At 69.4% G+C, this 24644-nt stretch carries 27 protein-coding genes and 1 riboswitch; of the genes, 9 read left to right on the top strand and 18 right to left on the bottom strand.

Annotated features, from left to right (window positions below):
- Positions 1–20: 20 nt before the first annotated feature.
- Together AB0H76_RS16985 and AB0H76_RS16990 are read right to left on the bottom strand one after the other, a co-directional pair.
- A complete protein-coding gene (locus AB0H76_RS16985) occupies positions 21–896 on the bottom strand; it encodes an amidohydrolase family protein (protein ID WP_357324040.1) in 876 nt (291 codons plus the stop codon).
- Positions 893–1930: a nucleoside hydrolase gene (locus AB0H76_RS16990; RefSeq protein WP_357324044.1), complete on the bottom strand. Its 1038-nt coding sequence runs from the start codon at positions 1928–1930 to the stop codon at positions 893–895. The genes AB0H76_RS16985 and AB0H76_RS16990 overlap by 4 nt, the downstream gene beginning before the upstream one ends.
- A gap of 96 nt (positions 1931–2026) precedes the next feature.
- Between AB0H76_RS16990 and AB0H76_RS16995 the strand changes: the two genes are divergently transcribed.
- Positions 2027–2596: a TetR family transcriptional regulator gene (locus AB0H76_RS16995; RefSeq protein ID WP_357324047.1), complete on the top strand. Its 570-nt coding sequence runs from the start codon at positions 2027–2029 to the stop codon at positions 2594–2596.
- A gap of 10 nt (positions 2597–2606) precedes the next feature.
- Here the strand turns inward: AB0H76_RS16995 and AB0H76_RS17000 are convergent, their stop codons facing one another.
- Together AB0H76_RS17000 and AB0H76_RS17005 are read right to left on the bottom strand one after the other, a co-directional pair.
- Positions 2607–4160, bottom strand: coding sequence for an MFS transporter (locus AB0H76_RS17000; RefSeq protein WP_357324050.1), 1554 nt, complete (start codon positions 4158–4160; stop codon positions 2607–2609).
- 117 nt (positions 4161–4277) lie between these two features.
- Positions 4278–5624: a CoA transferase gene (locus tag AB0H76_RS17005; protein ID WP_357324053.1), complete on the bottom strand. Its 1347-nt coding sequence runs from the start codon at positions 5622–5624 to the stop codon at positions 4278–4280.
- A gap of 84 nt (positions 5625–5708) precedes the next feature.
- Between AB0H76_RS17005 and AB0H76_RS17010 the strand changes: the two genes are divergently transcribed.
- Positions 5709–6464 carry an alpha/beta fold hydrolase gene (locus tag AB0H76_RS17010; RefSeq protein ID WP_357324056.1) on the top strand — a complete coding sequence of 252 codons (756 nt, stop codon included), beginning with the start codon at positions 5709–5711 and terminating at the stop codon, positions 6462–6464.
- A gap of 17 nt (positions 6465–6481) precedes the next feature.
- On the opposite strand, the gene AB0H76_RS17015 is transcribed toward AB0H76_RS17010, so the two are convergent.
- From AB0H76_RS17015 to AB0H76_RS17035, 5 genes are all read right to left on the bottom strand, one after another.
- On the bottom strand, positions 6482–6865 hold the full coding sequence (locus AB0H76_RS17015; protein ID WP_357324059.1) for a DUF2784 domain-containing protein: 384 nt from the start codon (positions 6863–6865) through the stop codon (positions 6482–6484).
- Between the two features lie 20 nt (positions 6866–6885).
- Positions 6886–8316, bottom strand: a complete 1431-nt coding sequence (locus AB0H76_RS17020; RefSeq protein ID WP_357324062.1) for an SDR family NAD(P)-dependent oxidoreductase — start codon at positions 8314–8316, stop codon at positions 6886–6888.
- A 146-nt stretch (positions 8317–8462) separates the two neighbouring features.
- Positions 8463–9464 carry a hypothetical protein gene (locus tag AB0H76_RS17025; protein ID WP_357324065.1) on the bottom strand — a complete coding sequence of 334 codons (1002 nt, stop codon included), beginning with the start codon at positions 9462–9464 and terminating at the stop codon, positions 8463–8465.
- Entirely contained in the window at positions 9461–9676 is a 216-nt protein-coding gene (locus AB0H76_RS17030; RefSeq protein WP_357324068.1) for a hypothetical protein, read from the bottom strand. Before AB0H76_RS17030 ends, AB0H76_RS17025 begins: the two co-directional genes overlap by 4 nt.
- A 30-nt stretch (positions 9677–9706) precedes the next feature.
- A complete protein-coding gene (locus tag AB0H76_RS17035; RefSeq protein WP_357324071.1) occupies positions 9707–10651 on the bottom strand; it encodes an alpha/beta fold hydrolase in 945 nt (314 codons plus the stop codon).
- A 189-nt stretch (positions 10652–10840) separates the two neighbouring features.
- Here AB0H76_RS17035 and AB0H76_RS17040 point away from each other — a divergent pair, with 189 nt between their 5' ends.
- The 4 genes from AB0H76_RS17040 (at position 10841) to AB0H76_RS17055 (ending at position 13397) form a co-directional block, all read left to right on the top strand.
- Positions 10841–11530 carry a TetR/AcrR family transcriptional regulator gene (locus tag AB0H76_RS17040; protein WP_357324074.1) on the top strand — a complete coding sequence of 230 codons (690 nt, stop codon included), beginning with the start codon at positions 10841–10843 and terminating at the stop codon, positions 11528–11530.
- 94 nt (positions 11531–11624) lie between these two features.
- A complete protein-coding gene (locus AB0H76_RS17045) occupies positions 11625–11852 on the top strand; it encodes a hypothetical protein (protein ID WP_357324077.1) in 228 nt (75 codons plus the stop codon).
- An 11-nt stretch (positions 11853–11863) separates the two neighbouring features.
- Entirely contained in the window at positions 11864–12964 is a 1101-nt protein-coding gene (locus AB0H76_RS17050) for an SPFH domain-containing protein (RefSeq protein WP_357324080.1), read from the top strand.
- A 37-nt stretch (positions 12965–13001) separates the two neighbouring features.
- Complete coding sequence (locus AB0H76_RS17055; protein ID WP_357324083.1) at positions 13002–13397, top strand: cold shock domain-containing protein; 396 nt, start codon at positions 13002–13004, stop codon at positions 13395–13397.
- Between the two features lie 16 nt (positions 13398–13413).
- Here the strand turns inward: AB0H76_RS17055 and AB0H76_RS17060 are convergent, their stop codons facing one another.
- Positions 13414–13578 carry a hypothetical protein gene (locus AB0H76_RS17060; RefSeq protein ID WP_357324086.1) on the bottom strand — a complete coding sequence of 55 codons (165 nt, stop codon included), beginning with the start codon at positions 13576–13578 and terminating at the stop codon, positions 13414–13416.
- Between the two features lie 257 nt (positions 13579–13835).
- On the opposite strand from AB0H76_RS17060, the gene AB0H76_RS17065 reads away from it, so the two are divergent.
- Entirely contained in the window at positions 13836–14927 is a 1092-nt protein-coding gene (locus tag AB0H76_RS17065) for an ATP-dependent DNA ligase (protein WP_357324088.1), read from the top strand.
- Positions 14924–15982, top strand: coding sequence for an ATP-dependent DNA ligase (locus AB0H76_RS17070; RefSeq protein ID WP_357324091.1), 1059 nt, complete (start codon positions 14924–14926; stop codon positions 15980–15982). The genes AB0H76_RS17065 and AB0H76_RS17070 overlap by 4 nt, the downstream gene beginning before the upstream one ends.
- Here AB0H76_RS17070 and AB0H76_RS17075 read toward each other — a convergent pair.
- Complete coding sequence (locus AB0H76_RS17075; protein ID WP_357324094.1) at positions 15979–16722, bottom strand: hypothetical protein; 744 nt, start codon at positions 16720–16722, stop codon at positions 15979–15981. The genes AB0H76_RS17070 and AB0H76_RS17075 overlap by 4 nt on opposite strands.
- A 212-nt stretch (positions 16723–16934) precedes the next feature.
- On the opposite strand from AB0H76_RS17075, the gene AB0H76_RS17080 reads away from it, so the two are divergent.
- Entirely contained in the window at positions 16935–17306 is a 372-nt protein-coding gene (locus tag AB0H76_RS17080) for a hypothetical protein (protein WP_357324097.1), read from the top strand.
- 3 nt (positions 17307–17309) lie between these two features.
- Here the strand turns inward: AB0H76_RS17080 and AB0H76_RS17085 are convergent, their stop codons facing one another.
- The 7 genes from AB0H76_RS17085 to AB0H76_RS17115 form a co-directional block, all read right to left on the bottom strand.
- Positions 17310–17936, bottom strand: a complete 627-nt coding sequence (locus AB0H76_RS17085) for a TetR/AcrR family transcriptional regulator (RefSeq protein WP_357326223.1) — start codon at positions 17934–17936, stop codon at positions 17310–17312.
- Between the two features lie 22 nt (positions 17937–17958).
- The gene (locus AB0H76_RS17090) at positions 17959–19104 is read right to left on the bottom strand and encodes an acyl-CoA dehydrogenase family protein (RefSeq protein WP_357324100.1); all 1146 of its coding nucleotides are present in this window, start codon (positions 19102–19104) and stop codon (positions 17959–17961) included.
- 89 nt (positions 19105–19193) lie between these two features.
- Positions 19194–20522 (bottom strand): nitrate/sulfonate/bicarbonate ABC transporter ATP-binding protein, encoded by a 1329-nt coding sequence (locus AB0H76_RS17095; protein WP_357324102.1) that lies wholly within the window; start codon positions 20520–20522, stop codon positions 19194–19196.
- Between the two features lie 29 nt (positions 20523–20551).
- Entirely contained in the window at positions 20552–22291 is a 1740-nt protein-coding gene (locus tag AB0H76_RS17100) for an ABC transporter permease subunit (protein WP_357324105.1), read from the bottom strand.
- A 2-nt stretch (positions 22292–22293) separates the two neighbouring features.
- Positions 22294–23007 carry an MgtC/SapB family protein gene (locus AB0H76_RS17105; RefSeq protein WP_357324107.1) on the bottom strand — a complete coding sequence of 238 codons (714 nt, stop codon included), beginning with the start codon at positions 23005–23007 and terminating at the stop codon, positions 22294–22296.
- Between the two features lie 234 nt (positions 23008–23241).
- Positions 23242–23413: riboswitch (M-box (ykoK) riboswitch) on the bottom strand.
- A 47-nt stretch (positions 23414–23460) separates the two neighbouring features.
- Positions 23461–24084 (bottom strand): TetR/AcrR family transcriptional regulator, encoded by a 624-nt coding sequence (locus tag AB0H76_RS17110; RefSeq protein WP_357324110.1) that lies wholly within the window; start codon positions 24082–24084, stop codon positions 23461–23463.
- Between the two features lie 74 nt (positions 24085–24158).
- A complete protein-coding gene (locus AB0H76_RS17115; protein WP_357324113.1) occupies positions 24159–24566 on the bottom strand; it encodes a hypothetical protein in 408 nt (135 codons plus the stop codon).
- Between the last annotated feature and the right edge of the window lie 78 nt (positions 24567–24644).

Here is a 24644-nt window from a genome sequence, read left to right on the forward strand (position 1 = left end):
ATCGGCCGTCCCGAGGCAGCTCAGTCGAGCGCGAACAGCCGGGCGCCGTTGTCGTGCAGCACGTTACGCAGCCAGGCGTCGCCCAGCCCGAGGCGTTCCAGGGCGAACACCTGGTGAGCGTAGGGGTAGGGGATGTTGGGGAAGTCGCTGCCGAACAGGACGCGCTCGCTGAGCTCGAGCAGACGGGGATGCTCGGCGACGGGGTAGGGCGCGTCCTGTTCGCTGAAATCGGTCCAGACCATGGTGGTGTCCAGGTGCACGCCCTCGTAGCGCTGTGCCAGGTCCAGGAAGTCCGAGTACTCGGGGTTGCCCATGTGCGCGATGATCAGGCGCAGGCGTGGGAAGCGGTGCAGCAGTGCGGCGATCGGTTCCGGACCGGTGAACGCGCCGGGCGCGGGGCCGGAACCGCAGTGGATCACCACGAGGATCCCGGCCTCCTCGAGCAGGCCCCACACCGGGTGCAACAGCGGATCACCGGGATGGAAATCGCCGACCTGGATGTGCACCTTGAACACGCGCGCGCCGGCCTCGACCGCCGCCTCCACGTAGGAGTCCACGCCGTGCTCGGGGAAGAAAGTGGCGGTGTGCAGGCAGTCGGGGGTGCGGGCGGCGAAGTCGGCGGTCCACTCGTTGAGCCAGGCCGCCATGTCCGGCTTGTGTGGATACACCAGTGCGGTGAACGCGCGAACACCGAAGCCACGCAACGTCTTCAGCCGCACCTGCTCGTCGTCACGGTAGGTGATCGGCCATTCCCGCCCGGTCAGCGGCCCCGCGGCGTCGAAGTACGCCCACACCTTGCGCATGACCTGCTCGGGCATGAAATGGGTATGCACATCCACGAATCCGGGCACGCCCAGGCGGGCGCGGAGATCGGCGAGATAGCTGTCGGTGCTCACCGGGCCTCCTCGGCGGGATAGAGCGCCCGGGCCAGATCGCCCACCCGGATGACGAGCCGGTCGAAGAACAGCTCCTGGTCGGTGCCGATCACGATGTCGGCGTTGGGTTCCCGGCCCCACATACCCGCCCAGTCCGCGACGGTGGTGGCGCGGGTGAGCGTCCCGGTCAGCTCCACGTCGACGGTCGCGGGCCGGAGCACGGCCAGCGCCGGATCCAGCGCGACGGCGGCGGCGAACGGGTCATGCATGTGCGCCAGGTAGCCCTGGTTGTAGAGCCGATGGAATTCGAAGTAGAACCGGACCGCGTCACTGACGTGCCGCACGATCGGGTTCGACGCCGCCGAACGGGTCCCGGCGGGGTCGGTCTCGGCGACCGGCTCCGGGCTGCTCCCCGCGCGCTCGGCCAGCAGCGCGAGGTGGTGCGGGCGCATCTCGATGGTCTCGGTGATGTCGAGCGCGCACACGATCGGGCGGGCCGGCGCCGCGCTGAACGCGTCGAACACCTCCTTGGCCGCCTCCGGGTCGACGTGGATGTTCCACTCGTTGGTCGGGGTGGTGTTGCCCGGATGGTTGAACGCGCCGCCCATGATCACCAGGCGGCGCAGCAGGCGCGGCAGCTCGGGTTCGATGCGCAGGGCCAGGGCGAGATTGGTCAGCGGGCCGGTGCACAGGCCGACGATCTCGCCGGGATGCGCCCGCGCGAGGTCGACCCAGAGCTGCGCGGCCGGGCGATCCGACAGTGGCCGTGCGGATTCCGGCAGCACGGCGTAGCCGACGCCCTGCGGCCCGTGCGTGTCCTCGGTGGTGCGCAACGGAATCGCGACCGGGTCGGGTGCGCCGAGCGCGACCTCGATCTCGGGGGCCCGGCACAGGTCCAGCCAGGCCAGATTGTTCGCGGCGACCTGCGCGGCGGGCACATTCCCCGCGGTGGAGGCGATGCCGATGAGCTCCGCCTCGGGGGAGGCCAGCAGGTAGAGCAGGGCCAGGGAATCGTCGATCCCGGTATCGACATCCGCGATGATCTTCTGCCGCACCCCTCGAGCCTAACCACGGGCCCGCCGCCGTCCGCACGGCCCGGTATAGAACGTACGTCTTGGACAATCGTCTTAGACGTGTTGTAAGGTGAACGCATGGGAAACCGTGAAGATCTACTGGCGGGCGCGCGCAAGGCGATCATGGAGCGCGGGGTCGCGAAGACCACCGCGCGCGATATCGCGGCCGCGGCCGGGGTGAGCCTGGCGGCCATCGGCTATCACTTCGGCTCCAAGGACCGCCTGGTCACCGAGGCGCTCGCCGAAGCGCTCGGCACCGGCATCGGCGACGCGATGGAGGCGCTCATCCGGGAGACGGCGGGCCGCCCGCTGACCGAGGCGTTCACGACCATGGTGGACGGCCTGCCCGCGGTCTTCGCCGACAATCGCGAGGCGATGCTGGCCAGCATGGAGAACATGCTGCGCGTGGCCCGCTCGGCCGAATCGCAGGCGTTCATGGCCGAGAGCCTGCCCGGCGCCTACCTCGATATCGCGCGGTCCCTGCTCGAGACGCACCCGCAGCTGACCGCCGAGCAGGCCGACGACGTGGCCGCCCTGTACTTTTCGCTGACCCAGGGCCTGTCGATCCTCTGGATGATCAGCGACGGCCAGGCCATGCCTCCGGGTGCGCGCCTGGTCGCGGCGATGACGGCGCTGGCCCCGGAATAGCGCGGCCCGCTCAGTCGTCCTCGCCGCTGTAATCGCCGGGCGGCAGTGACCAGAGCTTGCGAAAAGCGAGCGCCGCGATCAGCAGGGACGCGATACCGGCGATCCCGGCGGTGATGTGCACACCGTGCAAGAATGCGTCGCGTGCCGCGTGGAGCACCGAATCGCCCAGTGCGCCGGGCACTCCGGCGGCCACCTCGACGGCCGCGCCGAGCGTGTCGCGGGCCGAGCGCGCCGCGTCGGCGGGCAGGTCCGCCGGCAGCGTCGTCGTCAGATCACCGCGGTAGATCGCGATGCTGATGCTGCCCAGGATCGAGATGCCCAGCGCGCCGCCGAGTTCGGCGCCGGTCTCCGACACCCCCGAGGCCGCGCCGGCCTGCTCGGGCGGCGCCGAGCCCACGATGATCTCGGTGGTGATGCCGAACACCGGCGCCAGGCCCAGCGAGCACACCACCGACGCGGCCAGCGCCAGGCCGTAGCCGCCGTCCGCGGTCAGCAGCGTCATCATCAGCAGACCGATACCGGCCAGCGCCATGCCGGCACCGATCAGGTAGGCGGGCCGCACCACCCGCACCAGGCGCGGGGTCAGCTGGGAGCCGACGATGAACCCGAGGCCCGAGGGCGCCATCACCAGGCCGGTCGCCAGCGGCGACAGCCCCAGCACCAGCTGGAAATACTGGGCGACGAACAGGAAGTACCCGAACGCGACGAAGATCCCGATCATGTTGATCAGCAACGCGATCCGGAAGGTGCTCAACCGGAACAGCCGCAGATCCAGCATCGGATCCGCGCTGGTGAGCTGGCGGCGCACGAACAGCGCGCCGATCGCGGCGCCGCCGAGCAGCGCGCCGACCGCGGTCCCGCTCAGGCCGTCCTGCGCGATCGTCTTCATGCCGAAGACCAGCACGATCATCGCCGTCACGCACAGCGCCGCGCTGATCGGATCGAGCTTGCCCGCGTCCTCGTCGCGGAATTCGGGCAGTACCTTGGGCCCCAGGACCAGCAGCAGCACCATCACCGGCACCGCGAGCAGGAACACCGAGCCCCACCAGAAGTTCTGGAGCAGGAATCCGCCGAAGATCGGGCCCACCGCGCCGCCGGTCGAATACGCGCCCACCCAGACGCCGACGGCGACCGAGCGCTGCCGTTTGTCCCGGAACATGTTGAAGATCAACGACAGGGTCGACGGCGCGACCGTCGCCCCGGCGATGCCCAGCAGCGCCCGGCACACGATCAGGGTCTCCGCGCTCGGCGCGAAGGCCGCCACGATCGACACCACGGTGAACAGCGCCGCCCCGATCAGCAGCATGCGCCGGCGCCCGACCCGATCACCGAGCGTGCCCATGGTGATCAGCAGCCCGGCCACCATGAAGCCGTAGATATCGATGATCCACAGCAATTGCGCACTGGTCGGCCGCAGGTCCGAACTGATCATCGGAACCGCCAGGTGCAGCACCGTCATGTCCATCGCGTAGACCAGGCACGCCAGCGCGAGCACCGCCAGCCCGATCCATTCGGTGCGTCCCGCCCGGGGCGCGAGCATGGTTCGATCGCTGGTGGTGGACACGAGGCTTCCCTCCGGCGCGTTACTGAGGCTCACGCAAGTACTGACGAACTCCGGACCACCATCTCATCGCCCCCCGGCAAGATCCGCAAAGCAATTTCCGGCCCGCGGGGGTGGAGGTCAGCGGCTGTAGACCGGCCAGGCGGGTTCGTCGCCACCGTATTCGGGTGCGGCCCACAGGTAGTCGGGGTATTCGGCCAGTGCGGGCGCGGCGGTGATGGTGTTGCCGCGATAGACGGCGGCCGCCGGGCTGGGTGGCGTCGGGCCGGAATGCGCGGGGGACCGATCGGGGGCCGAGAGCAGCCAGGACGCGGTGCGGGCCAGGGAAACCCGCACATCGCGACCGACGCCGTCGAAGACCCGGGCCACCAGCGCGTCGATGATCCCGGCGGCCAGCAGGTACCCCGAGGCGTGATCCAGAGCCTGCGCGGGCAGCGAACCCGGCACCGAGGGCGCGCCCTCGATGATCGAGATGCCGGTGGCCGCCTGCACGATGCTGTCGAAGCCGCGGCGCTCACCCCACGGGCTGGCCTCGCCCCAGGCACTGATCCGGCCGTGGATCAGGCCGGGCCGGACCTCGGTGTTGAGCCCGGCGCGTTCCAGCGCGCCCGGCCGGTATCCGGTCACCAGCACGTCGGCCGAGGCCAGGAGTTCGTCGAAGGCGGCCCACTCGGAGCGCACGTCCAGCAGGGTGGAGCGCTTGCCCTGGCAGGTATCCAGGAACTGCCACGGGATCTCGGGCAGCTGCGGCGGATCGATCCGCAGCACTTCCGCGCCGAGCAGCGCCAGCGCCCGGGTCGCGACCGGTCCGGCGATCACCCGCGTCAGATCCAGCACCCGCACACCCCGGAGAGGTTGGAACGGCGTCGGATCGGAGCGGTAGCGCGGCGCGGCGCGGTCGGTGCGCGGCTCGATCGCGACCAGCGGGCCCGCGGCGGCGGCCTGCGCCTGGGGTTCCATCGCCCATTCTTCTTCGGTGCGGACCCGCACCGCGATGGCGCCGACCGCGGCCGCGTTGTCCTCGATGTCGGCGGCGCGCGTCATGGCCAGCATGGCCACGGCGAGGTCCTCCGGCGCCTCCGGCGGTAGCCCGAGGGCCGCTAGGAGCCGGGTGCGGTGGTGCGGATAGTTGGCGTGGGTGCGGACCCAGCCGTCGAAGGTGGGGAAGAATCCGGACAGGTCACCGAACATCGGGACCTGGCGGCCGTCCACCCGTAATAATTGGTCGCTGCGGAAAGCGGCGTTGATCCGCATCGGATCGATCCGGTGCGAGACCGGCGCCAGCCGGTTCGCCTGCCGGTGCCGGTTGGCGGCCGCGGTCAGCGCGGCCACCGATCCGGCGGCCAGACCCCAGACCGGAAGTGTCGCAGCGAGATTGCTGCCGGGATCGGGTGCGGAAGCGATAGGGGAGCCGGGTACCCCGATTCCGGTTTCGTAGTCGTGGACCAGTCGTGCATGCGCGATCACCTGGTCGACACTAGTCGTGCCGCGCGTTTGTCGTGGGTTGGTGAAATGCTTGCGTGTTACTTTCGTGAACAGGAGGACAGGGACGTGGACAAGGCGATCACCGGCACGGACTGGCTGCGGGTGTTGCGCGCCGATCCGGCACCGCGCCATCAGCTGGTTTGCTTTCCGCCGGGCGGAGGTTCGGCGACCGCGTATCGAGAGTTGGCCCGCCAGTTCGGTTCCGGCGTCGCCGTGGTGGCGGTACAACCCCCGGGCCGCCAGGACCGGGTCGGCGACCCGGCCATCGGTGACCTGCACGAACTCGCGGATCGGATTGCGGCGGAACTACTTCGGCAGGCGCCCCTGGCCGGCCTGTCGCTGTTCGGGCACAGCATGGGCGCGACGGTGGCCTACGAGACGGCTGTCCGGCTCGAACGCGGCGGTCAGCGGTTGCGCACCCTGTTCGTCTCCGGCCGTCCGGCGCCGACCTACGCCGAACCCGGCCGCTACCACCTGGGTTCGGACGACGCGCTGATCGGCGACCTGGAACGGCTCGCCAACGACCCCGCCTCGGTGGCGATCCTGCGCGCCGAACCGAGTCTGGCCGAACTGATCCTGCCGACCGTGCGCACCGACTACCGGGCCGTGGAGACCTACGTCCACCGTGCGGCCGACCCGCTGACCTGTGCCATCGAGGTACTGGTGAGCACGGCCGATCCGACCACGACGCCGGAGCAGGCGACGCAGTGGCGGGATTTCACCACGGGTGGGTACGGCCTGCACACCTTCCCGGGCGGGCATTTCTATCTGGACGAGCAGTCCGCCGCGGTGGCGAAGGTCGTCGCCGAGACACTGGGATGACCAGTGCCGCAACGCGATCAGTGACCGGCTGAACCCACCGCGGCTCTGGCCGCGCGCAGTCGCAGCAGGTATCCGACCCACGACGCCACAACGAGCGTGGCCACCAGCACCCGCACCAGATTCACGGCCTGATCCGGGTAGATGACCCCGGTGAGATAGTGGTCGATGAACCCGCTCGGCGGCAGTCCGGCGTCCCCGGCCTGCCGCCGGGCCCAGTTCTCCAGATCGGTGAGCGGGCAGTCGAACCCGATCAGCACCGTGCCGAAGCCCCACCCGACCGCGAGCAGGTGCAGCCAGAGGGTGCGTGGCCACCGCCACGCCAGGAAACCGCCCACCACCACATAGCCCACGAACGCGAAGTGGGCGGCCGCGGTGGCGTCGGCCAACAGCCGGTACAGCACAGCACCAGCTTAGGCGCGATTCACCAGGGCGAGGGCCGGTAGTCCTTGAGGAAGCAGCCGAACAGGTCGTTGCCGTTCTCGCCCTGCACGATCGGGTCGTAGACGCGGGCCGCCCCGTCCACCAGATCCAGCGGCGCGTGGAAGCCCTCCTCGGCCAGGCGCATCTTGGTGTAGTGCGGACGCTCGTCGGTGATCCAGCCGGTGTCGACGGCGGTCATCAGGATGCCGTCTTCCTCGAGCAGCTCGTGGGCGCTGGTGCGGGTCAGCATGTTCAGCGCGGCCTTGGCCATATTGGTGTGCGGGTGCCCCGGCCCCTTGTAGGCGCGGGAGAACTGGCCCTCCATGGCCGAGACATTGACGATGTACTTGCGCCGCGCGGGTGCCGCGGCCATCGCCGGGCGCAGCCGCGACACCAGGATGAACGGGGCGACCGAGTTGCACAGCTGCACCTCGAGCAGTTCGGTCGGATCGACCTCGCCGACGGTCTGCACCCAGCTGTTGGTGTGCGCGAGATCGGGCACCAGCCCGCCCGCGTCGATCGCGATACCGGCCGAAATCCGTTCCGGGGTGGCCGAACCCGCGACGAGCGCGAGCTCGGCGACATCGGCGGCGGTCAGCGTCGGGGCGAGCGAGGCGGTGAGCGCGGTCGGATGCGCCTGCATGGTCTTGCCGAAGCTCACCATCTCCGGCAGCGTGCCGACCGGCAGCGGGCCGCTCTCGGCGTCCACCAGCGCGGAGTAGGCGCCCGCCGAGCGGCGCACGGTCTGGGCGGCGTTGTTGATCAGGATGTCGAGCGGGCCTTGGGCGGCGACGTCGTCGGCCAGGGCCACCACCTGGGCGGGGTCGCGCAGGTCGATGCCGACGATGCGCAGCCGGTGCATCCAGTCCGCGCTGTCGTCCATGGCGGCGAAACGGCGGATGGCGTCGTTGGGGAAGCGGGTGGTGATGGTGGTGTGCGCGCCGTCGCGCAGCAGGCGCAGCGCGATGTACATGCCGATCTTGGCGCGGCCGCCGGTCAGCAGGGCGCGCTTGCCCGACAGGTCGGTGCGCGCGTCGCGTTTCGCGTGGCTGTCGGCCGCGCAGTCCGGGCAGAGCTGGTGGTAGAACGCGTCCACCCGGGTGTAGCGCGCCTTGCAGATGTAGCAGGGCCGGGCCCGGACGAGTTCGCCCGCGCTCGCGCCCCGGGCGTTCGAGCTGATCGGGATGCCGGCCGTCTCGTCGTCGATCCGGCTCGGCGAACCGGTCGCGGTGGCGGCGACCACGGCGCGGTCGGCCTCGGACACGGCCGCGCGGGCCGCGGTTCGGCGGCGCTGCTTGAGCTTTTTGAACATATGCCCGACCGCGCGCTGCACCTCGAGCGAATCCGGATGGTCCTTGTCCAGCTGCCCGGCTTGTTCGAGCACCCGCAGACAGGTCGCGAGCTCGGTGGAATCGATACTGCTTTCGGCCATCGCGGGTAGAGGAGTCCTTCGTGAGCTGGGCAATCGAGCCTCTATTCTCGCAAACCCGCCCGCGTGACCCCCAGCCCGGGCACCACCAAGCCTCGCGCGCATGACCTGGGTCACCCGGAGCCGGTCGGCCACCGGCTCCGGCTGCCTCAGGCGGCGCGCAGGTCGTCGGCGACCGTGGCGTGCGCGCAGGCCTCGGCGCGCGCGGCCAGCCGCTCGGCCAGTGCGGGCGGAATCTGCGCGCGGACCTCTATCAGCGACTGCCAGACCGCGCTCGGCGTCTGCGGGGTCAGCGCGGCGAGGAAGCCGTCCAGGTCGGCCATCCCGGCGACGATCTCGAGCACCCGAACCCGCTCGGCCGGGTCCTGCGCCTGCGCGATCGGGATCAGCGTCGCCCACGCGTTCAGGTCCCGGACCGCTGCGAGCAGCGCACCGAGCACCTCCGTGCCCAAGCCCACCGCGACATCGGCGATCTTCACCCGGTTCGTCGCGTTGACGGTGCCCAGCAGATCGATCGCCTCGGCCCACAGCCCCTGTTCGTAGGCCGCGCGGATGACACCCGGAATCCGGTCCTCGACGATGCCGAGCAGGGTGTCCATCCTCGACTTGTCCTCGAGCAGGAACCCGATCCGCAGCAGGTCGGCATCGGAGGCCTCCGGCAGCGCGGCCCGCATCGACGGCTCGGGCACCACCCCGACGAACCGCCCCATGGTGACGTGATCGCCGCGCGCGAACAGCTCCTTGGCGACCTGGGCCACCAGCCGCGGCGGTACCTCGGCGATGACGGCGGCGGTGCGGCGCGGATCCAGCCGCACCGCGGTCTCGGCGAGGAACTTCGCGGGCAGCGCCTTGGCGATCGCCACCGCCTGCGCCGGTTTCACCGACCCCGCGACCGCCGCGCACAGCACCGGGCCGAAGGCGCGCTCGGCGGCCTTCGCGCTGATCGCCGTCGGCACCAGTTCGGCCGCGGCGGCGACCCCTTGCATGCGCCGGGCGTCGCGGTCGAAGAGCAGATCGGTGGCCCGCTCTCGGAAGGCGCGGATCGCCTCGGGGGAGAGCCCGCTCAGGAAATCCAGCCGCGCGGGATCCGAGATGTCCAGCAGCCGCGCCAGTTTGATGGTCTCGGCCCGGACCAGCAGTGCTCGCGTCACAGTCCGAGCACCTTCTTCACGGCCGGGCGCAGCAGCCGCGGGATCAGCTGCAACGAGGTCTCGGTGGCGGCTTCGAGCCGTGCTGCGCGACCCGCGAGCGCGCCGCGCAGCAGGCCGTCGAGGGCGGTGAGGTCGGCCTCTGTGAGGCTGTCGAATTCCGCCGGCAGGGGAGCGCCGAGGGTTTTCGCGAGCGTCTGTGCTGCGTCGGACATACGCGTTCGCTTTCTGGAGGTGGGGTGGTGCTAGGCGGAGGAGCCGGCGCGCAGGTCGTCGATGAAGTTGGCGATCGCCTCGGCGACCAGCAGCGGTTCGGTCGAGGGCAGCCAGTGATCCGCCGGAATCCCGAACCGCCACAGGCGATCCACCCAGCGCGCGCTGCCGTAGTAGAGGAACGGCGGCACCAGCACGTCGGTGGTGTCGACGACCAGCTGCACCGGCACCGCGGTCCGGCGCACCCGCGGCCGCAGCAGATGATGGGCCAGGTTGACGTGCGCGATCCGCAGCCCCGCGACGAGATCGGAGCCCACGGTGCGGGCGATCGGCGCGTGGGCGCGGGGGATGCCGCCGAGTCGTTCGATCAGCCAGGTCCGCGCCCGCGGCGGGTAGGCCAGCCGCCGGGCGGCGGTCTGCGCGGTGGCGGGGCCGTGCCGCCAGAACTTGCGGTCGGTGACCAGCTGGGCGGCGCGCGACGGCTCGGAGACCAACTCGCGCAGCGTTGTTCCGACATGGTCGAGGTTGGGGCCGGAGATCGCGGTGAACGAGGCGATCCGGGTATTGGCGCGTTCGTCGCAGACCGCTTCCCAGGCCTGCACCGCGCCCCAGCCGTGCCCGCACACGTGCACCGGCCGATCGGGGCTGACCGCGTCGAGCACCGCGAAGAAGTCCGCGGCCAGCCGATCGAGCCGGTAGTCCCGCAGGGCTTGTGGTTTCGATGAGCGGCCGTGCCCGCGTACGTCGTAGCCGATGACCCGGAAGCCGTCGGCGAGCAGCGTCGCGACCTCGGCCCACACCAGGTGGGTATCGGAGAGGCCGTGCACGAGGACCAGCGGTTCCCCCGCGGGATCGCCCCATTCGAAGACGGCGAGGTCGCCGCCGTCGGCGGGCACCCGGCTCCGGCGCGGGGCACCCGGCGCCGCGGTGGCTGCTCGCGGGGCGCTGGGACGGGTCTGCTCGGTGCGGTCGCTCATGTTCTTGCCTCGATCGAAGAGCCGGTGCGGTCGATATCGTACCGCCGGTACGTTCGTTGATACTGACAGTACGTATTCCCCGGAGGCAAGGGAAAACCTGGTCCAGCCCTATGACCTGGATCACGCGCTGGACCTGCGGGCGGCAGTTGGGGACAGGTTGCGTACTGCCGGTACGTGTATGCTCCGGACGTGCCCCGCTCCACCGACCGCTCCGCGCCGAGCACCATCACGCGCGCGGAGATCGTCGACGCCGCGATCCGCGTGATCGACCGCGACGGACCGCGCCCGAGCATGGACGACATCGCCCGCGAGGCCCGCATCACCAAGCCGCGGCTGTACCGCCAATTCGCCGACAAGGCCGACCTGTACACCGAGATCGGCAATCGCGTCGCCAAGTCCGCGGCCACCGCCGCGGGCAGCGACCTCACCCTGATCCTGCAGCCGCCCCGGGTCGCCCTGGGTCGCGTGCTCACCGCCTACGCCGACAGCATCCTGGCCCACCCCAACGTCTTCCGATTCCTGGGGCAGGCACAGGTCACCACCCGGTCCGACGGTTCGGTGCTGCAATTCGATCTGGGCCGCGCGGCCGCGAGCCGGTTCTCCGCGCAGGCCCGCGAGATCGCCGAATCGCTGTCGATCGATTCCTCGGGCATCGACTATCTGGCCCGCGCCGTGGTCGGCGTCGTGGTGGCGGTCACCGATCTGTGGCTGGGCGACACCGGCCGTCCCGCGCCCGAGCACACCGCCGAATTCGTCGAGCGGGCAGGCGAATTCGTCTGGGGCCTGATCGACGGGTTCCTGCGGCGCCAGGGCATCGCGGCGGACCCGGACACCCCGATCCTGGCCGCGCTGGCCGCGGCGGACCGCGCACCCGGCTGAACCGCCGGTCGAGTTCCTCGCGCGATCCCGTATCGGAAACCGCTGCGGCGCACGTACGCTGGCAGTTTGGTGTCGATTCGAGGAGTTCAGTGCGATGAACGACCCCGTGGCGGGTTTGACGGGTACGCTGACATCGCCGATCCGGGGAGCCGGGATGCTGGGTGAGGTCCTGGTGGCGATTCGCGGGGGAACGGAACTGTACATAGCGCGGGCGACCGAGCCGATCGCGGCCGGCGCCACGGTGCTGATCATTTCGGTGAACCCGGGGCGCATCGTCGACGTAGTGCCCTGGATCGAGCTGGGTTCGAATCCGGAAATATAAGGGAGACTTGGGTGCTGGGCTATCACGTGCCGGATCCGGACGAGGCGATGCTGGTCAGCGGCGCCAAGGTCAAGGACAACGCGCCGTTTCGGGTGATCATCGGGCGCGGCCTGTGGGTGGTGCCGTTGTTCCGCAAGGTGCGCTATCTGTCGCTGGCGATGTTCGAGTCCGAGATCAAGGAGCGCTGCGTCACCAAGCAGGCGATCCAGCTCGATGTGCGCGCGGTGATCGCGTTCAAGGTCGCCAACGACACCACCTCGATCGTGAACGCGGCCCAGCGCTTCCTGTCCGAGCAGGAACAGGAGATGTCGGTGCTGACCGGCCGCATCTTCTCCGGTCATCTGCGTTCCATCGTCGGCTCGATGACGGTCGAGGAGATCATCCGCGAGCGGCAGAAGCTCGCCGACGAGGTGCTCATCGCCTCCAAGGTGGAGATGGGCAATATCGGCCTGTGGGTGGATTCGTTCCAGATCCAGTCCATCGACGACGGCAACCTCGGCTACATCAACGCCCTGGCCGCGCCGCACAACGCCGCCGTGCAGCGGGACGCGCAGATCGCCCAGGCCCAGGCCGCGCAGCGCGCCGCCGAGGCCGAGCAGGAGTCACTGCGCCGGCAGGCCGAATACTCGCGCGAGACCGCGGTGCTGAAAGCCGAGTTCCAGCGCGATATCGACAAGGCGAATGCCGAAGCCGCGCAGGCGGGGCCGCTGGCCCAGGCCATCGCGCTGCAGGAGGTGCTCATCGCCAAGGCCACGCAGGCGCGCAAGGAAGCGGAATTGCGTGAGCAGCAGTTGCAGACCGAAATCGTGAAACCGGCCTTGGCCGAGGCCGAGCGGGTGCGGATTCTGGCGGTCGCCGAAGCCGATCGCACCCGGATCCAGGCCGAGGCGGCCGCGTCCAACAATCGGATCGCGCTGGATCAGCTGCTCATCGAGCAGTTGCCGGAAATCGTGAAGCAGGCCTCGCTGGGGCTTTCCAACGCCAATCTGACGGTGCTGAACGGGCCGGACGGCGTCAGCGAAATGGTGAACGGAATGGTCGGTCAGGGATTGACCGTCTTCAACTCGCTGCAAAAGGCGCTTTCGAACTCCGATGAGGAGAAACGGAGCTAAAGTGTCCGGGTAGTTACGGCGGCGAGGAGCGGGTGTTTTGGTGTCCATCGGGAAATTGGTGTCGTTCGACAGTTCTCGGGGTTTCGGGTTCATCCGGCCGGAAGACGGCGGCCCGGATGTATTCGTGCACGTGAACGACATCGGCCTGGACGAAGACGAGCTACGGCAGGGCCGGGTATTCGAATTCGACGTCACCGAGGGCGACCGGGGGCCGAAGGCGATCAATCTGAGCGCCGTGGGTGGCCAGTCGAATACGCCCGCTCCCCGCCATAAAAAAGACCGCGCGGTCACCGGGGGTCTGACTGCCGCCGAACACAAACGCCTGATCACCGAGCTGCTGCTGGACGCAAGCCCCGCGTTGACCGCGGGGGAGATCCTCACCATCCGGGATCGATTGACCGCCTTCGCCGATCAGCACGGCTGGCTGGACTGAGCCGTGCTGCCCGGGGTCAGTGCGAGGCGGCGGTAGCGGCCCGCGAATAGGCCTGCCGTTCGCTGGCGCGTTGATCCGCCTGCCGCTTCTGCACGAATTTCGTGATCGCCGCCGCGATGCCGGTGAGCGCCAGGGCGCGCAGCGCCTTGCCGAACATTCCCGGCTTGTTGTGCTTCGCCATTCCGAACCACCTCTCCGCGCGTTGCCGCGCCTGTCGACGAGTTCTGGAGTAATGCCGCAATCCAGGGTAGCCACGTTCTCGCGTTGTGGGCATAACTGCTGGTAATAGACTTTTCTTCAGATTTGCCGGGCCCGGCGGGCCGGATCCGGGGCCAGGTGTCGGACCCGCCACCTACGATCGAGCCGAAGGCACCGATGAATGTGCGCCGGCTACGACGTCGACATGGGTGATGACGCACCGAATCCGAGGAGGAGCGCGTGGACCTGCCGGTGATGCCCCCTGTGAAGCCGATGTTGTCCAAGTCGGCGCCGTCGGTACCGCCCGGCCCGGGCCTGAGCTACGAGCCGAAATGGGACGGTTTCCGCTGCATCGTGTTCCGCGACGGTGACGAGGTCGAACTCGGTTCCCGCAACGACCGCCCGCTCACCCGCTATTTCCCCGAGGTCGCCGAGCTGCTCAAGCAGGCGCTGCCCGACAAATGCGTGGTCGACGGTGAAATCGTGATGGTCACCGAGGAGGGCCTGGATTTCGACACCCTGCAGAACCGGTTGCATCCGGCCGCGTCCCGGGTCGCCAAGCTCGCGGTCGAGACGCCCGCCAGCTTCGTCGCCTTCGACCTGCTCGCCCTCGGCGACAAGGATCTGACCGAGGAGCCCTTCCGCGAGCGCAGGCGGCTGCTGGAGACCATCCTCGAGACCGAACCGGCGCGGGTGCACCTGACGCCGATCACCCAGGATCCGGCCGTGGCCGAGGATTGGTTCACCCGGTTCGAGGGCGCGGGCTTCGACGGCGTGATGGTCAAGGCCGACGACGAGGTCTACCTGCAGGACAAGCGGGTGATGCTCAAGGTCAAGCACGTGCGCACCGCCGACTGCGTGGTGGCCGGCTTCCGCTGGCACAAAGACGGCGAGGGCGTGGGTTCACTGCTGCTCGGCTTGTTCGACGAGGACGGCCGGCTGCATCACGTCGGGGTGGCGAGCAGTTTCACCAAGGCCCGGCGCGCCGAACTGGTCGACGAGCTGAAGCCCTTGCGCGAGAACGCTTTAGCGAATCACCCGTGGCGCGAGTGGGCGGATATGGCAGCCCAGGCCAAGGCCGACGGCAAGATGCCCGGCGGGGTGAGCCGCTGGACCGGCGGCAAAGATCTGTCCTGGGAGGCGCTGCGCACCGAACTGGTCGCCGAGGTCCGCTACGAGCACGTGCAGTCGGGGCGGCTGCGCCACGGCGGCCGGCTGGTTCGCTTCCGCACCGACCGCACCCCGGAATCGTGCACCTACGCCCAGCTCGAAGAGGTCGCACCGGCCGAGTTGAGCGCCATCTTCAGCGAAGCTCGCGAGGCGGGAAAATGAGCGCGTCCATCGACATCGAGACCGACGGCCGCACCGTCACGATCAGCAATCCCGACAAGGTCTATTTCACCAAACGGGAAGAGACCAAGCTGGATCTGGTGCGCTACTACCAGGCGGTCGCCGAGCCGTTCCTCGGTGTGGTGCGCGACCGGCCGCTGCTGCTGGAACGCTATCCCGACGGGGCGTCCGGCAAATCCTGGTTCCAGAAGCGCGTGCCCAAGACCGCGCCGGACTGGCTGCACACCGTGGAGGTGTCCACACCCAACGGCACCACCAGCGACGCGCTCGTCGCGCACGATCTGGCCCACATCCTGTGGGCGGTGAACCAGGGCTGCCTGGGTTTCCACGTCTGGCCCACGCACGCGGACGCGGCGGCCCACAGCACCGCCGCGCCCGTCTTCGACGCCGCCGGAACGGAATTGCCGCCCACCGGCGTCACCGACGAACTGCGCATCGATCTGGATCCCTCGCCCGGCATCACCCTGGACGATCTGAAGTACGCCGCCGTGTGCACCCGCGACCTGCTGGCCGAACTCGGCATCGACTCCCGGGTCAAGACCTCGGGCTCGCGCGGCCTGCACATCTACGCCCTGCTGGAACCGTCGTGGGACGGCTACCAGGTGCGCGCGGCCGCCGTGGCGCTGGCCCGCGAACTCGAGCGCCGGCACACCGACCGGATCACCGCGGCCTGGTGGAAAGAGGAGCGCGGCAACCGCGTCTTCGTCGACTTCAACCAGAACGCGCCGCACCGCACCGTGTTCGGCGCGTGGTGCGTGCGGCCCAAGGTCGGCGCGCAGGTGTCCACGCCGCTGGCCTGGGCCGATCTCGACGCCGTGGTGCCCGAGGAACTGACCATCGCGACGGTGCCCGCCCGGCTGGCCGAACTGGGTGACCCGTGGGCTGATCGCAAGCCGCAGTCGCTGGCGCCGCTGCTGGAGATGTCCGAACGCGATCTGGCCGCCGGGCTGATGGACGCGCCGTGGCCGCCGGTCTATCCGAAGATGCCGAACGAACCGCCCCGGGTGCAGCCGAGCAAGGCGAAGAAGCCGACCTAGGAGGTCCAGCGGGTCCAGGACCCGCTGTCGTCGCCCGCCTCGCAGACCAGCGCGCGGCCCTCGGCGCTGCGCCCGGTCTTGGCGATCGAGGGCTGGCAGGGCTCGCCCTCGGTGAAGCGGCCGGTGCCCACGTTGTAGGGGCCCGACCACTCGTACTTGCCGGATTTGGCCAGACACAGCAGCGTGCCGCCGTCACCGCCGGCGCCGATCAGCCCGGCCTGTGCCTCCGAGCAGCCCGCGCCCTTGCGCACCGCGGCGGTCGTGCTGGCCGGGGCGCTCGCCTCGGTGGTGGTGGGCGCGGCGGTCGTCGGGGCCGCGGTGCTCTGCGGCACGGCGCTGCCCTGCGCGGAGGCCATCGCCGAGGTGGTGACCGTGCTCTCGGAGCCGGACACCAAGTCCTGTAACGCGTTTCCCGACATCAGGAACAGGCCGGCGATGGCCGCGGCCTCCGCGAATCCGAGCAGCAGGGCGAAGGTCGCCATGCTCTTACCCTTGGGATGCGTGTAGGCGATCATGCCGAAGACGATCGCCACCGGGAACAACAGCAGCAGCGCCGCGACGAGTGCGACGATCGCGTACGGATTGACGACCGGCTTGCGTTCCTCGCCGAATTCCAGGTCCTCGGCCTGCACCTGCGGCCAGCGCCCCTCGGCCCGCTCCTGCTGCTCGCGCTCCCAGCGGTCCTCCGCGGGTAGCTCTTGCCGCCGGCGCTCGCGCTGCCACTCTTGTGTGCGTGCCATCAAGGTCCCTCTCGCATGTATCTCTCGCGCAGGTGCCTCGGGCTAACCGAACCCCGCCCCGATTTCGAACCACAATAGGTGCCCGGGGCAACGAGTTCACGGGAAGCGGGAAATAACGAACTCGGTAAGAGCTGCCGGAAACCGGGCGCGGAGTGGCGTTCGGGCATAACCTGAGGTTGCCGCTCATTTGCCATATCCCGTAGGAGGTTGCCATGTGGGGTGATCGCAGTTATGAGGAGGAAGAAGACCAGCTGAAAGGCCAGCGCTGGCAGGCGCAGGCGGGTGAGTTTCTGGGCGATAGCCACAACGTTCCCGGCGTGATTCTCTGTGCGCTGGGCATCGTGGCGGTCGCGTGCGCGCTCACCGCGGCGGGATACGGCTATGAAGGCTGGGCGATCATGAGCGCGATCATCGCGGTGGCGCTGTGGCTGGCCGGGCTCGCCGTGCTCACCATGGAGCACCGCCGCCACGGCCGGATGGAGGTCGAGCACGACCGGCTCGGTCACCCGCCGGTCGCGCGCCAGTCCGGGCGCTACAACGCGACGCAGGCGCGGTACCGGCAGAACTGGCAGTCCTACCGGTAATTCTCAGGTGCGATCGATCTTGGGCATCGTCACGGTGACCAGGGTCATCAGCATGTCCGCGAGCAACTCGTGCACCTGCGGCCGATCGAGCGTGCCGCGCACGATCCATTCCCGCCCGGCCACCTTGACCAGCCCGCCGTAGCCGCGCACCAGCGCCTGCAACTGTGCACTGTGTGCCGAATCGGCCAGGCCGACCATCACGAGCATGCGCTCGGCCGCGGCGTCGTCGGCCTCGTCCAGGATCTGCTGCACCTCGGGGTCGTTGCCGACGCCTTCGTGGCTGGTCACCTTCACCCAGGTGCTGCCGTGCTCGGAGATGGTGTCCAGCAGCCAGCGCACGCTCGCCTGCACCCGTTCGGCATCGGTGCCGCTGGGCACGATCATCGCGTCGGGGCGCGGCAGGGTCACCATGCGGCGCACCACGGCCAGGTAGAGATCGCGCTTGTTGCCGAAGTAGTGGTTGATCAGGCCGCGGGCCACACCGGCGCGCTGGGCCAGCTCGGCGGTCGACACCGCCGCGTAGGGCCGTTCGCCGAACATGTCGATGGCGCAGGCCAGGATCTGGGCACGGCGCTCGTCGGGTTCGAGGCGACGGCGGCGCGACACGGCGACGGTGCCGTCGGCGGGCACCGTCGCGCTCGCGCCGGAGGTGTCAGAGCGCTCGGGCAATGAGATCCTTCATGACCTCGTTGCTGCCCGCGAGGATGCGCAGCACGCGGGCGCCGGTGTAGAGCTGCGAAATGGGGTACTCCGTCATGTAGCCGTAGCCGCCGAACAGTTGCAGGCAGCGGTCGACAACGATACCGAGTTGGTCTGTCAGCCAGTACTTCGACATGGCCGCGGTGGGGATATCGAGTTCGCCGCGCAGATGCTTGTCGATGCAGTCGTCCAGGAAAACCCGGCTGATCTTGGCGATGGTCGCGCACTCGGCCAGTTCGAACTTGGTGTTCTGCATGGCGAACAGCGGCTTACCGAAAGCCTCACGGCCTTTGGTGTATTCGACGGTGAGCGCGACGGCCTTCTCCATCATGGTGACCGCGAGGATGCCGGTGACCAGGCGCTCCTGGGCCAGCATCTGCATCATCTGATAGAAGCCCTGGCCCTCGGCCGGCCCGAGCAGGTTGCCGGCCGGCACGCGCAGCCCGTCGAAGAACAGCTCGGCGGTGTCCTGCCCCTTGCCGCCGATCTTGCTCAGGATGCGCCCGCGCTTGAATCCGGGGGTGTCGTCGCCGACCTCGGCGAAGATCAGCGAGACGCCGGCCGCGCCCTTGGCGGGGTCGGTCTTGGCGGCGATGATGATGCCGTCGCACAGCCAGCCGTTGGAGATGAAGATCTTTGAGCCGGTGATGACATACTCGTCGCCTTCGCGCACCGCGCGGGTCTTGATGGCTTGCAGGTCCGAGCCGGTGCTGGGTTCGGTCATGCCGATCGACAGCACCATCTCGCCGCTGGCCGCCTTGGGCAGCACCCGCCGCTTGAGTTCCTCGGAGCCGAAGTGGTGCAGGTAGGGCGCGATGATGCCGCTGTGCACCGACATGCCGAGCGCGCCGTCACCGGCCACGGTCTGGGCCTCGATGACCGCCGCCTCGTGCGCGAAAGTGCCGCCGCCCCCGCCGTATTCGGCCGGGATGGACGCGCAGAGCAGACCCAGCTCGCCGGCCCGGTTGTACAGGTGACGGTCCGGATGGCCCTGTGCGACGAACTTCTCCTCGTGCGGGACGACTTCCTTCTCGAAGAACGTCCGGGCGAGTTCGCGTACCGCTTCGACCTCGTCGTCACTCCACACCGCGCGTGCCATTGTGCTCGATCCTTCTGCTCGACCGTCCGGCCTCGATGCCGGTCCAGGACCTAGGGTCCACCACTATTGGCAGGCTGTCAACAAACCGTTCACGCGGTCCAGGCGCCGCGCACGGCCTGATAGACCTCGGCCGCCGGGTCGGCGGTGATCTGGTCGTTGTCCTTGTCGTAGTCGTAGAGCTCGGCGTAGCGGCCCCAGTCGATGGCCAGGTCGAGCTGGCGGCGCGCGTCGGCGGGGGAGAAGCCCCGCCGCAGCAGGTCCAGGAAGAAGCTCGCCTTGAGCGAGCCGTCGCGGCTGCCCGCCAGGCCCTTGCAGATGGTCCGGACCAGGGGTGCGCGGTGGCGGGCCTGCTCGGCGAAGATCCGCTTGGACTCCTGGATGTCGGCGGTGGTGAACCGGGCGCCGATCTCGGTGAGTTCGACATCGCCGGCCTCGACGGTGGCCAGCCCGAGCAGCTCGGCCGCGTCCACCAGCGGAAACAGGTCGTCGAGCTCGAAATTGAGCTCGTCGGCGATGTCGGGCAGGTCGGCCCGGCGGCCCGCGGCGTAGACGAGTTCGACCAGTCCGGCCAGCCCGCCGGGCGAGGCATCGGGCAGCGGCCGCGCGGTGGGTGTGGCGGTATCCGGCGCCGGCGCGACGGGTTCGGTGTCGCGCCCGGTCAGCAGGCCGTAGATCTGGTCGACCAGGGCGTCGAAGGACGCGGCACGCTTGTCGCGCGGGCGCGGCTGCTCGATCGCGATCTCGGCGATGATCCGCCCGGGGTTGGCGCCGAGCACCAGCACCCGATCGGCCAGCAGCACGGCCTCCTCGATGTTGTGGGTGACCAGGCAGACCGCCTTGGACGGGAACGCGTCACCGGCCCACAGGCGCACGAGTTCGGTGCGCAGGTTCTCGGCGGTCAGCACGTCCAGCGCGGAGAACGGCTCGTCCATGAGCAGCAGATCGGGCTCGAGCACCAGGGCGCGGGCGAAGCCGACGCGCTGGCGCATGCCGCCGGAAAGCTCCTTGGGGTAGGCGCTTTCGAAGCCGTCGAGCCCGATCATGTCGATCGCGGCCAGGGCGCGGCGGCTGCGCTCGGCCGGTGCCACGTTGCGGGCGGCCAGGCCGAGTTCGACATTGTCCTGCACGGTCAGCCACGGCATCAGGGCGAAGGATTGGAAAACCAGCGCCGCACCGGGATTGGCGCCGTTGAGCGCCGCGCCGCGGTAGCGCACCGTGCCCGCGGTGGGCCCGATCAAGCCGGCGATGATGCGCAGCAGGGTGGACTTGCCGGAGCCCGATCGGCCCAGCAGCGCGACGACCTCGCCCTCGCGCAATTGCAGATCGATGCGGTCCAGCACGCGCAGTTCGTCGCCCGCGGTACCGGTGAAGGACTTGCTCACGCCTTGGACGTCGAGCAGTACGTCGGAGGTGGTCATCGGTTGATCTCCTGTCGGAAGTTCTCGGGTCACAGCGCGTACCGCCGTTCGGCCAGGGCGTAGAGGCGGCGCCAGAGCAGCCGGTTGATCAGGACCACGTAGACGCTCATGACGAGGATGCCGATGAGCACGCGCGGCGAATCGCCGGCGCTGGTGGCCTGGGCGATGTAGGCGCCGAGGCCGGTCGCGACCAGGGTGGTGGGGCCGTATTCGACGATCTCGGAGACGATGGAGGCGTTCCACGCCCCGCCCGCCGCGGTGAGGCCGCCGGTGACATAGCTGGGGAAGATGGCGGGCAGGATCAGCTTGCGCCACCACAGTTTTCGCGGCAGCCGCAGGCTGGTGGCGGCCTCGCGCAGATCGTTGGGCACGGCGCTGGCGCCGGCGATCACGTTGAACAGGATGTACCACTGCGAGCCGAGCGCCATCAGCAGGATGCTGGCCCAGTTCAGGCTGATGCCGGTGGCCACGAGCACGGCGGTGACCAAGGGGAACAGGAAGTTGGCCGGGAAGCTGGCGAGCACCTGCACGACCGGCTGGGCGAGCCGGGACACCTTGGGGTTCAAGCCGATCCACACGCCGATGGGCACCCAGACGATCGAGGCCAGGACCACCAGCACCAGCACCCGCAGCAGGGTCAGCAAGCCGAGCCCGAACGCGTGCGCGACCTCGCCGAAGCCGGTGCTGTCCGCGATGTATCGCAGCACCTGATAGCCGCCGTAGGCGACCGCGGCGGTGACCAGCGTGCCGAACACCCAGTCGCCCAGGCGGCGGCGAGCCGCCGAGCCGTGCAGCGGATACTCGGCCAGCCCGAACACGCTCATCGCCCGGTCCAGCGGCGCGACCAGCGGGCCGAACAGGCGCCCGAGCAGAGCGGGAATGTGCGAGCGGCGCACCAGGTTCAGCACCAGGCTGCGCGGCGCCTCCGCGCCCTTGGACTCGCCCATCCGGAAGCGTTCGGCCCAGGCCGTGATCGGCCGCCAGAACAGGAAGTTCACGCCGATCACCAGGACGACCATCACGCCCACGGCGAGCAGCACCTCGGGCAGGTCCTGTTCGGCGGTCGCGGCGGCCACGTAGGAGCCGATGCCGGGCAGCGCGTACTCGCGGTTGTGCACCGAGATCGCCTCGGAGGCCACCAGGAAGAACCAGCTGCCGCCGAAACTCATCATGCCGTTCCAGACCAGCGGGATCATGCCGCTGGGCACGTCCAGCCGCCAGAACCGTTGCCAGCGGGACAGTCTCAGGGCCCGGGCGGCCTCGTCGAGCTCGGGCGGCTGGGCGCTGAGACTGGCGTAGAAACTGAACGCCATGTTCCACACCTGGGCGGTGAAGATGGCGAAGATCGACGCCGATTCCAGGCCGAGTTGCGAGCCCGGGAACAGCGCGATGAACCCCGTCACGGTGAAGGACAGGAAGCCCAGCACCGGGATCGATTGCAGGATGTCGAAGGCGGGCAGCAGCACCGCGCGGGCCCGGCGCAGCCGCGCCGCCGCGGTCGCGAAGACGAAGGTGAACACGATCGAGGCCGCCAGCGCGAGGAACATCCGGAGCAGCGAGCGGGCCGCGTAGTACGGCAGCTGGCCCGGATCGGTGGAAATCGCCGCGGGCGCGGTGGTTTCGCCGAACGGCACGTCGACGGTGCCGGCGATCCGGACCAGCGCCCAGACCAGGACGGCCGCGCCGGCGAAGACGACCGCGTCGGCGAGCGGGCTGCGCGGCCGGTCCAGTGCCGCGTCGCGGGTGGGGTAGGAGCCGAAGGCGGTCATGGCTAGGACCGTCCCGCCACGTTGTCGACGTCGACCTGCCAGCCCGCGCTGGTCACCGAGGGCTCCAGGCTCAGCCGACTGACCGCCGATTCCATCTGCCGGTCGTCGCGGCGATCACCGGTGAGTTCGGCGCGCACCTCCACCCGGCCGGGCACGCCGGTATTGGCGCTGGAGACCGAGACGAGCCGGAAGTCGGTGCGGGTCAGCGAATGCACCAGCAGCGCGCGCACGTGCGCCTCGTGCTCGTCGTCGGTGACCGCGGTGAAGACATAGGTGGCGGGCTGTTCCTCGCGGGTGTCGGGCCGCTTGTCCACGGCCCGGCCGGCGGCGCGCAGCGCGATGTTGACCGCGACGATCGCGACGGTGCCGATGGCCGCCGTGTCCAGCATCCCGGCTCCGGCCAGCGCACCCACCGCGGCCGAACACCACAGTGTCGCAGCGGTATTGAGGCCGCGCACGTTCAATCCGTCGCGGATGATGACGCCCGCGCCGAGGAAGCCGATGCCGGAGACGATCTGGGCGGCGACCCGGGTGGGGTCGGCGTCGTTGCCGTCGAAGCCGTGCGCCGACAGCAGCACGAACAGCGTGGATCCGGCGGCCACGAGCGCGTTGGTGCGCAGGCCCGCCTCCCGGGCCCGGTATTGGCGTTCGAAGCCGATCGCGGCGCCGAGGCCGACGCCGGCGCACAGCCGGATGATCATCTCTACTGTTGACATCACGCACTCCTGAACTGAGTCCAGCGCACCATCGAACAGCGATTACGGGCGGCTTCCCGTGCCGATTTCTGCCATTGAGGTGACGCCGAGCGAATAGCTGGCTAACTGATAACTCGGACTATTACCGCCGGACATCCGGCTCACCTCCTTCGAACTGTTTCGCGCGCGCCGCAGCGCACGCCCAGGACTGATCGTTGCAGAGCACTGCGGGGGAATCCGGCAAACCCGCCGGTGAGGCCCGCTCCTCGTAAGACCTTTGGCACTTCACGGCGTGAACCCAGCCGAGCTGGGAGCCAATCGGGATCACCCCTTAAGCCGGGGAGACCTGTCCTGACCCGGGGCGTCTCTCGACGTTCGGGGTCGCTGGCCTATATCCGTGAAGGAGCCTCAGCGAACGATTGGCACCTTGCGCCTGACAGTTAACCCCGGATGCGAAACGAATGCAACCCGGAATTACTTGTAGATCGCCCGGTAGACGGTGATGGTCGCGACGATGTGGTCGACGATCTGCTCGCGGGTGGCGCGCAGCGAGCCGTTCAGCCAGGCCGAGAACATGCCCGCGTTGCCGCTGGCCATGGTGACCGCGGCCAGGCGGCGGCGCACCGGATCCTCGATGTAGGCGAACAGGTGATCCTGGATCAGGCGGGTGAAGGCGGGCATCACCGCGATGGTGGTCTGGCCCAGGCCGGTACTGGAGTACGGCTCGACCAGGAACAGCCGGGATTTGCGCGGATCCTCGAGCACCTTGTCGACCAGGACGTCGGAGAGTTCGCGATCGGCGGCCGGATCGTTGACCTCGGCGAAAGAGGTCATGGGCCCGAGGAATTCGTCGGCGACCTGGCGGTAGAGCACGTCCAGGAGTTCGTCGCGGCTGCCGAAGCTCTCGTAGAAGTAGCGGTCGGTGAGATTGGCGCGGCGGCACACCGCGCGCATGGTGACACCGGCGGCGCCGGATTCGCCGATCAGGTCCAGCGCGGCCTCCAGCAACGTGGCGCGGCGCGCCTCCCGTCGCTCGTTGAGCGTCGTCCCACCCCAGATGCGGGGCCCGCCCTCGGCTGGTTCCTGGCCTGTTTGCACCGCACTACAGTAATGCCCCCGCCGTCCAGGACCCGCATCACCGGGGCAGATGCGGGTCCGGGGGGTGCGGCGTCTCAGGGCAGGACGACGCAGCCGAAGCCGACGTTGGTACCGGAGCCGACGGTCACCGTGGTGGTCTGCTGGTTGTGCTGACCCCACGCGACCAGGGTGTGGCTACCGCGCACGTACGGCGTCCACTGCGCGGTGACCGAGCCGGACGCGCCGACCCACAGCGGGCCGGTCGGGCTGAACACGCCGCCGTTGTAGTCGTAGAAGTAGACGTAGTCGCCCCAGGTGGCGTTGGCGGTGACCGTGTACGGGCAACTGGTGCCGTAGGTGGTCGACGTCCCGAAGCTGAGGCCCGGGGCGACGCTGATCCCGGTGACCCAGGCCGGTGCCGAAGGGGCGGTCATGACCAGGGCGGCCGCCATGGCGCCGAAAGTGGTTGCCGCCGTTGCCGCTGTGCGCTTGGAACCGAACATGCCGGATCATCCTCTCGCGCCAGGAGGGTTGGACAGGTCCCCCGTAGACCCCCTGGCTTCGGGGGACTCGACAGTTAT

Source organism: Nocardia sp. NPDC050712 (assembly GCF_040654295.1).
Lineage (GTDB): Bacteria > Actinomycetota > Actinomycetes > Mycobacteriales > Mycobacteriaceae > Nocardia.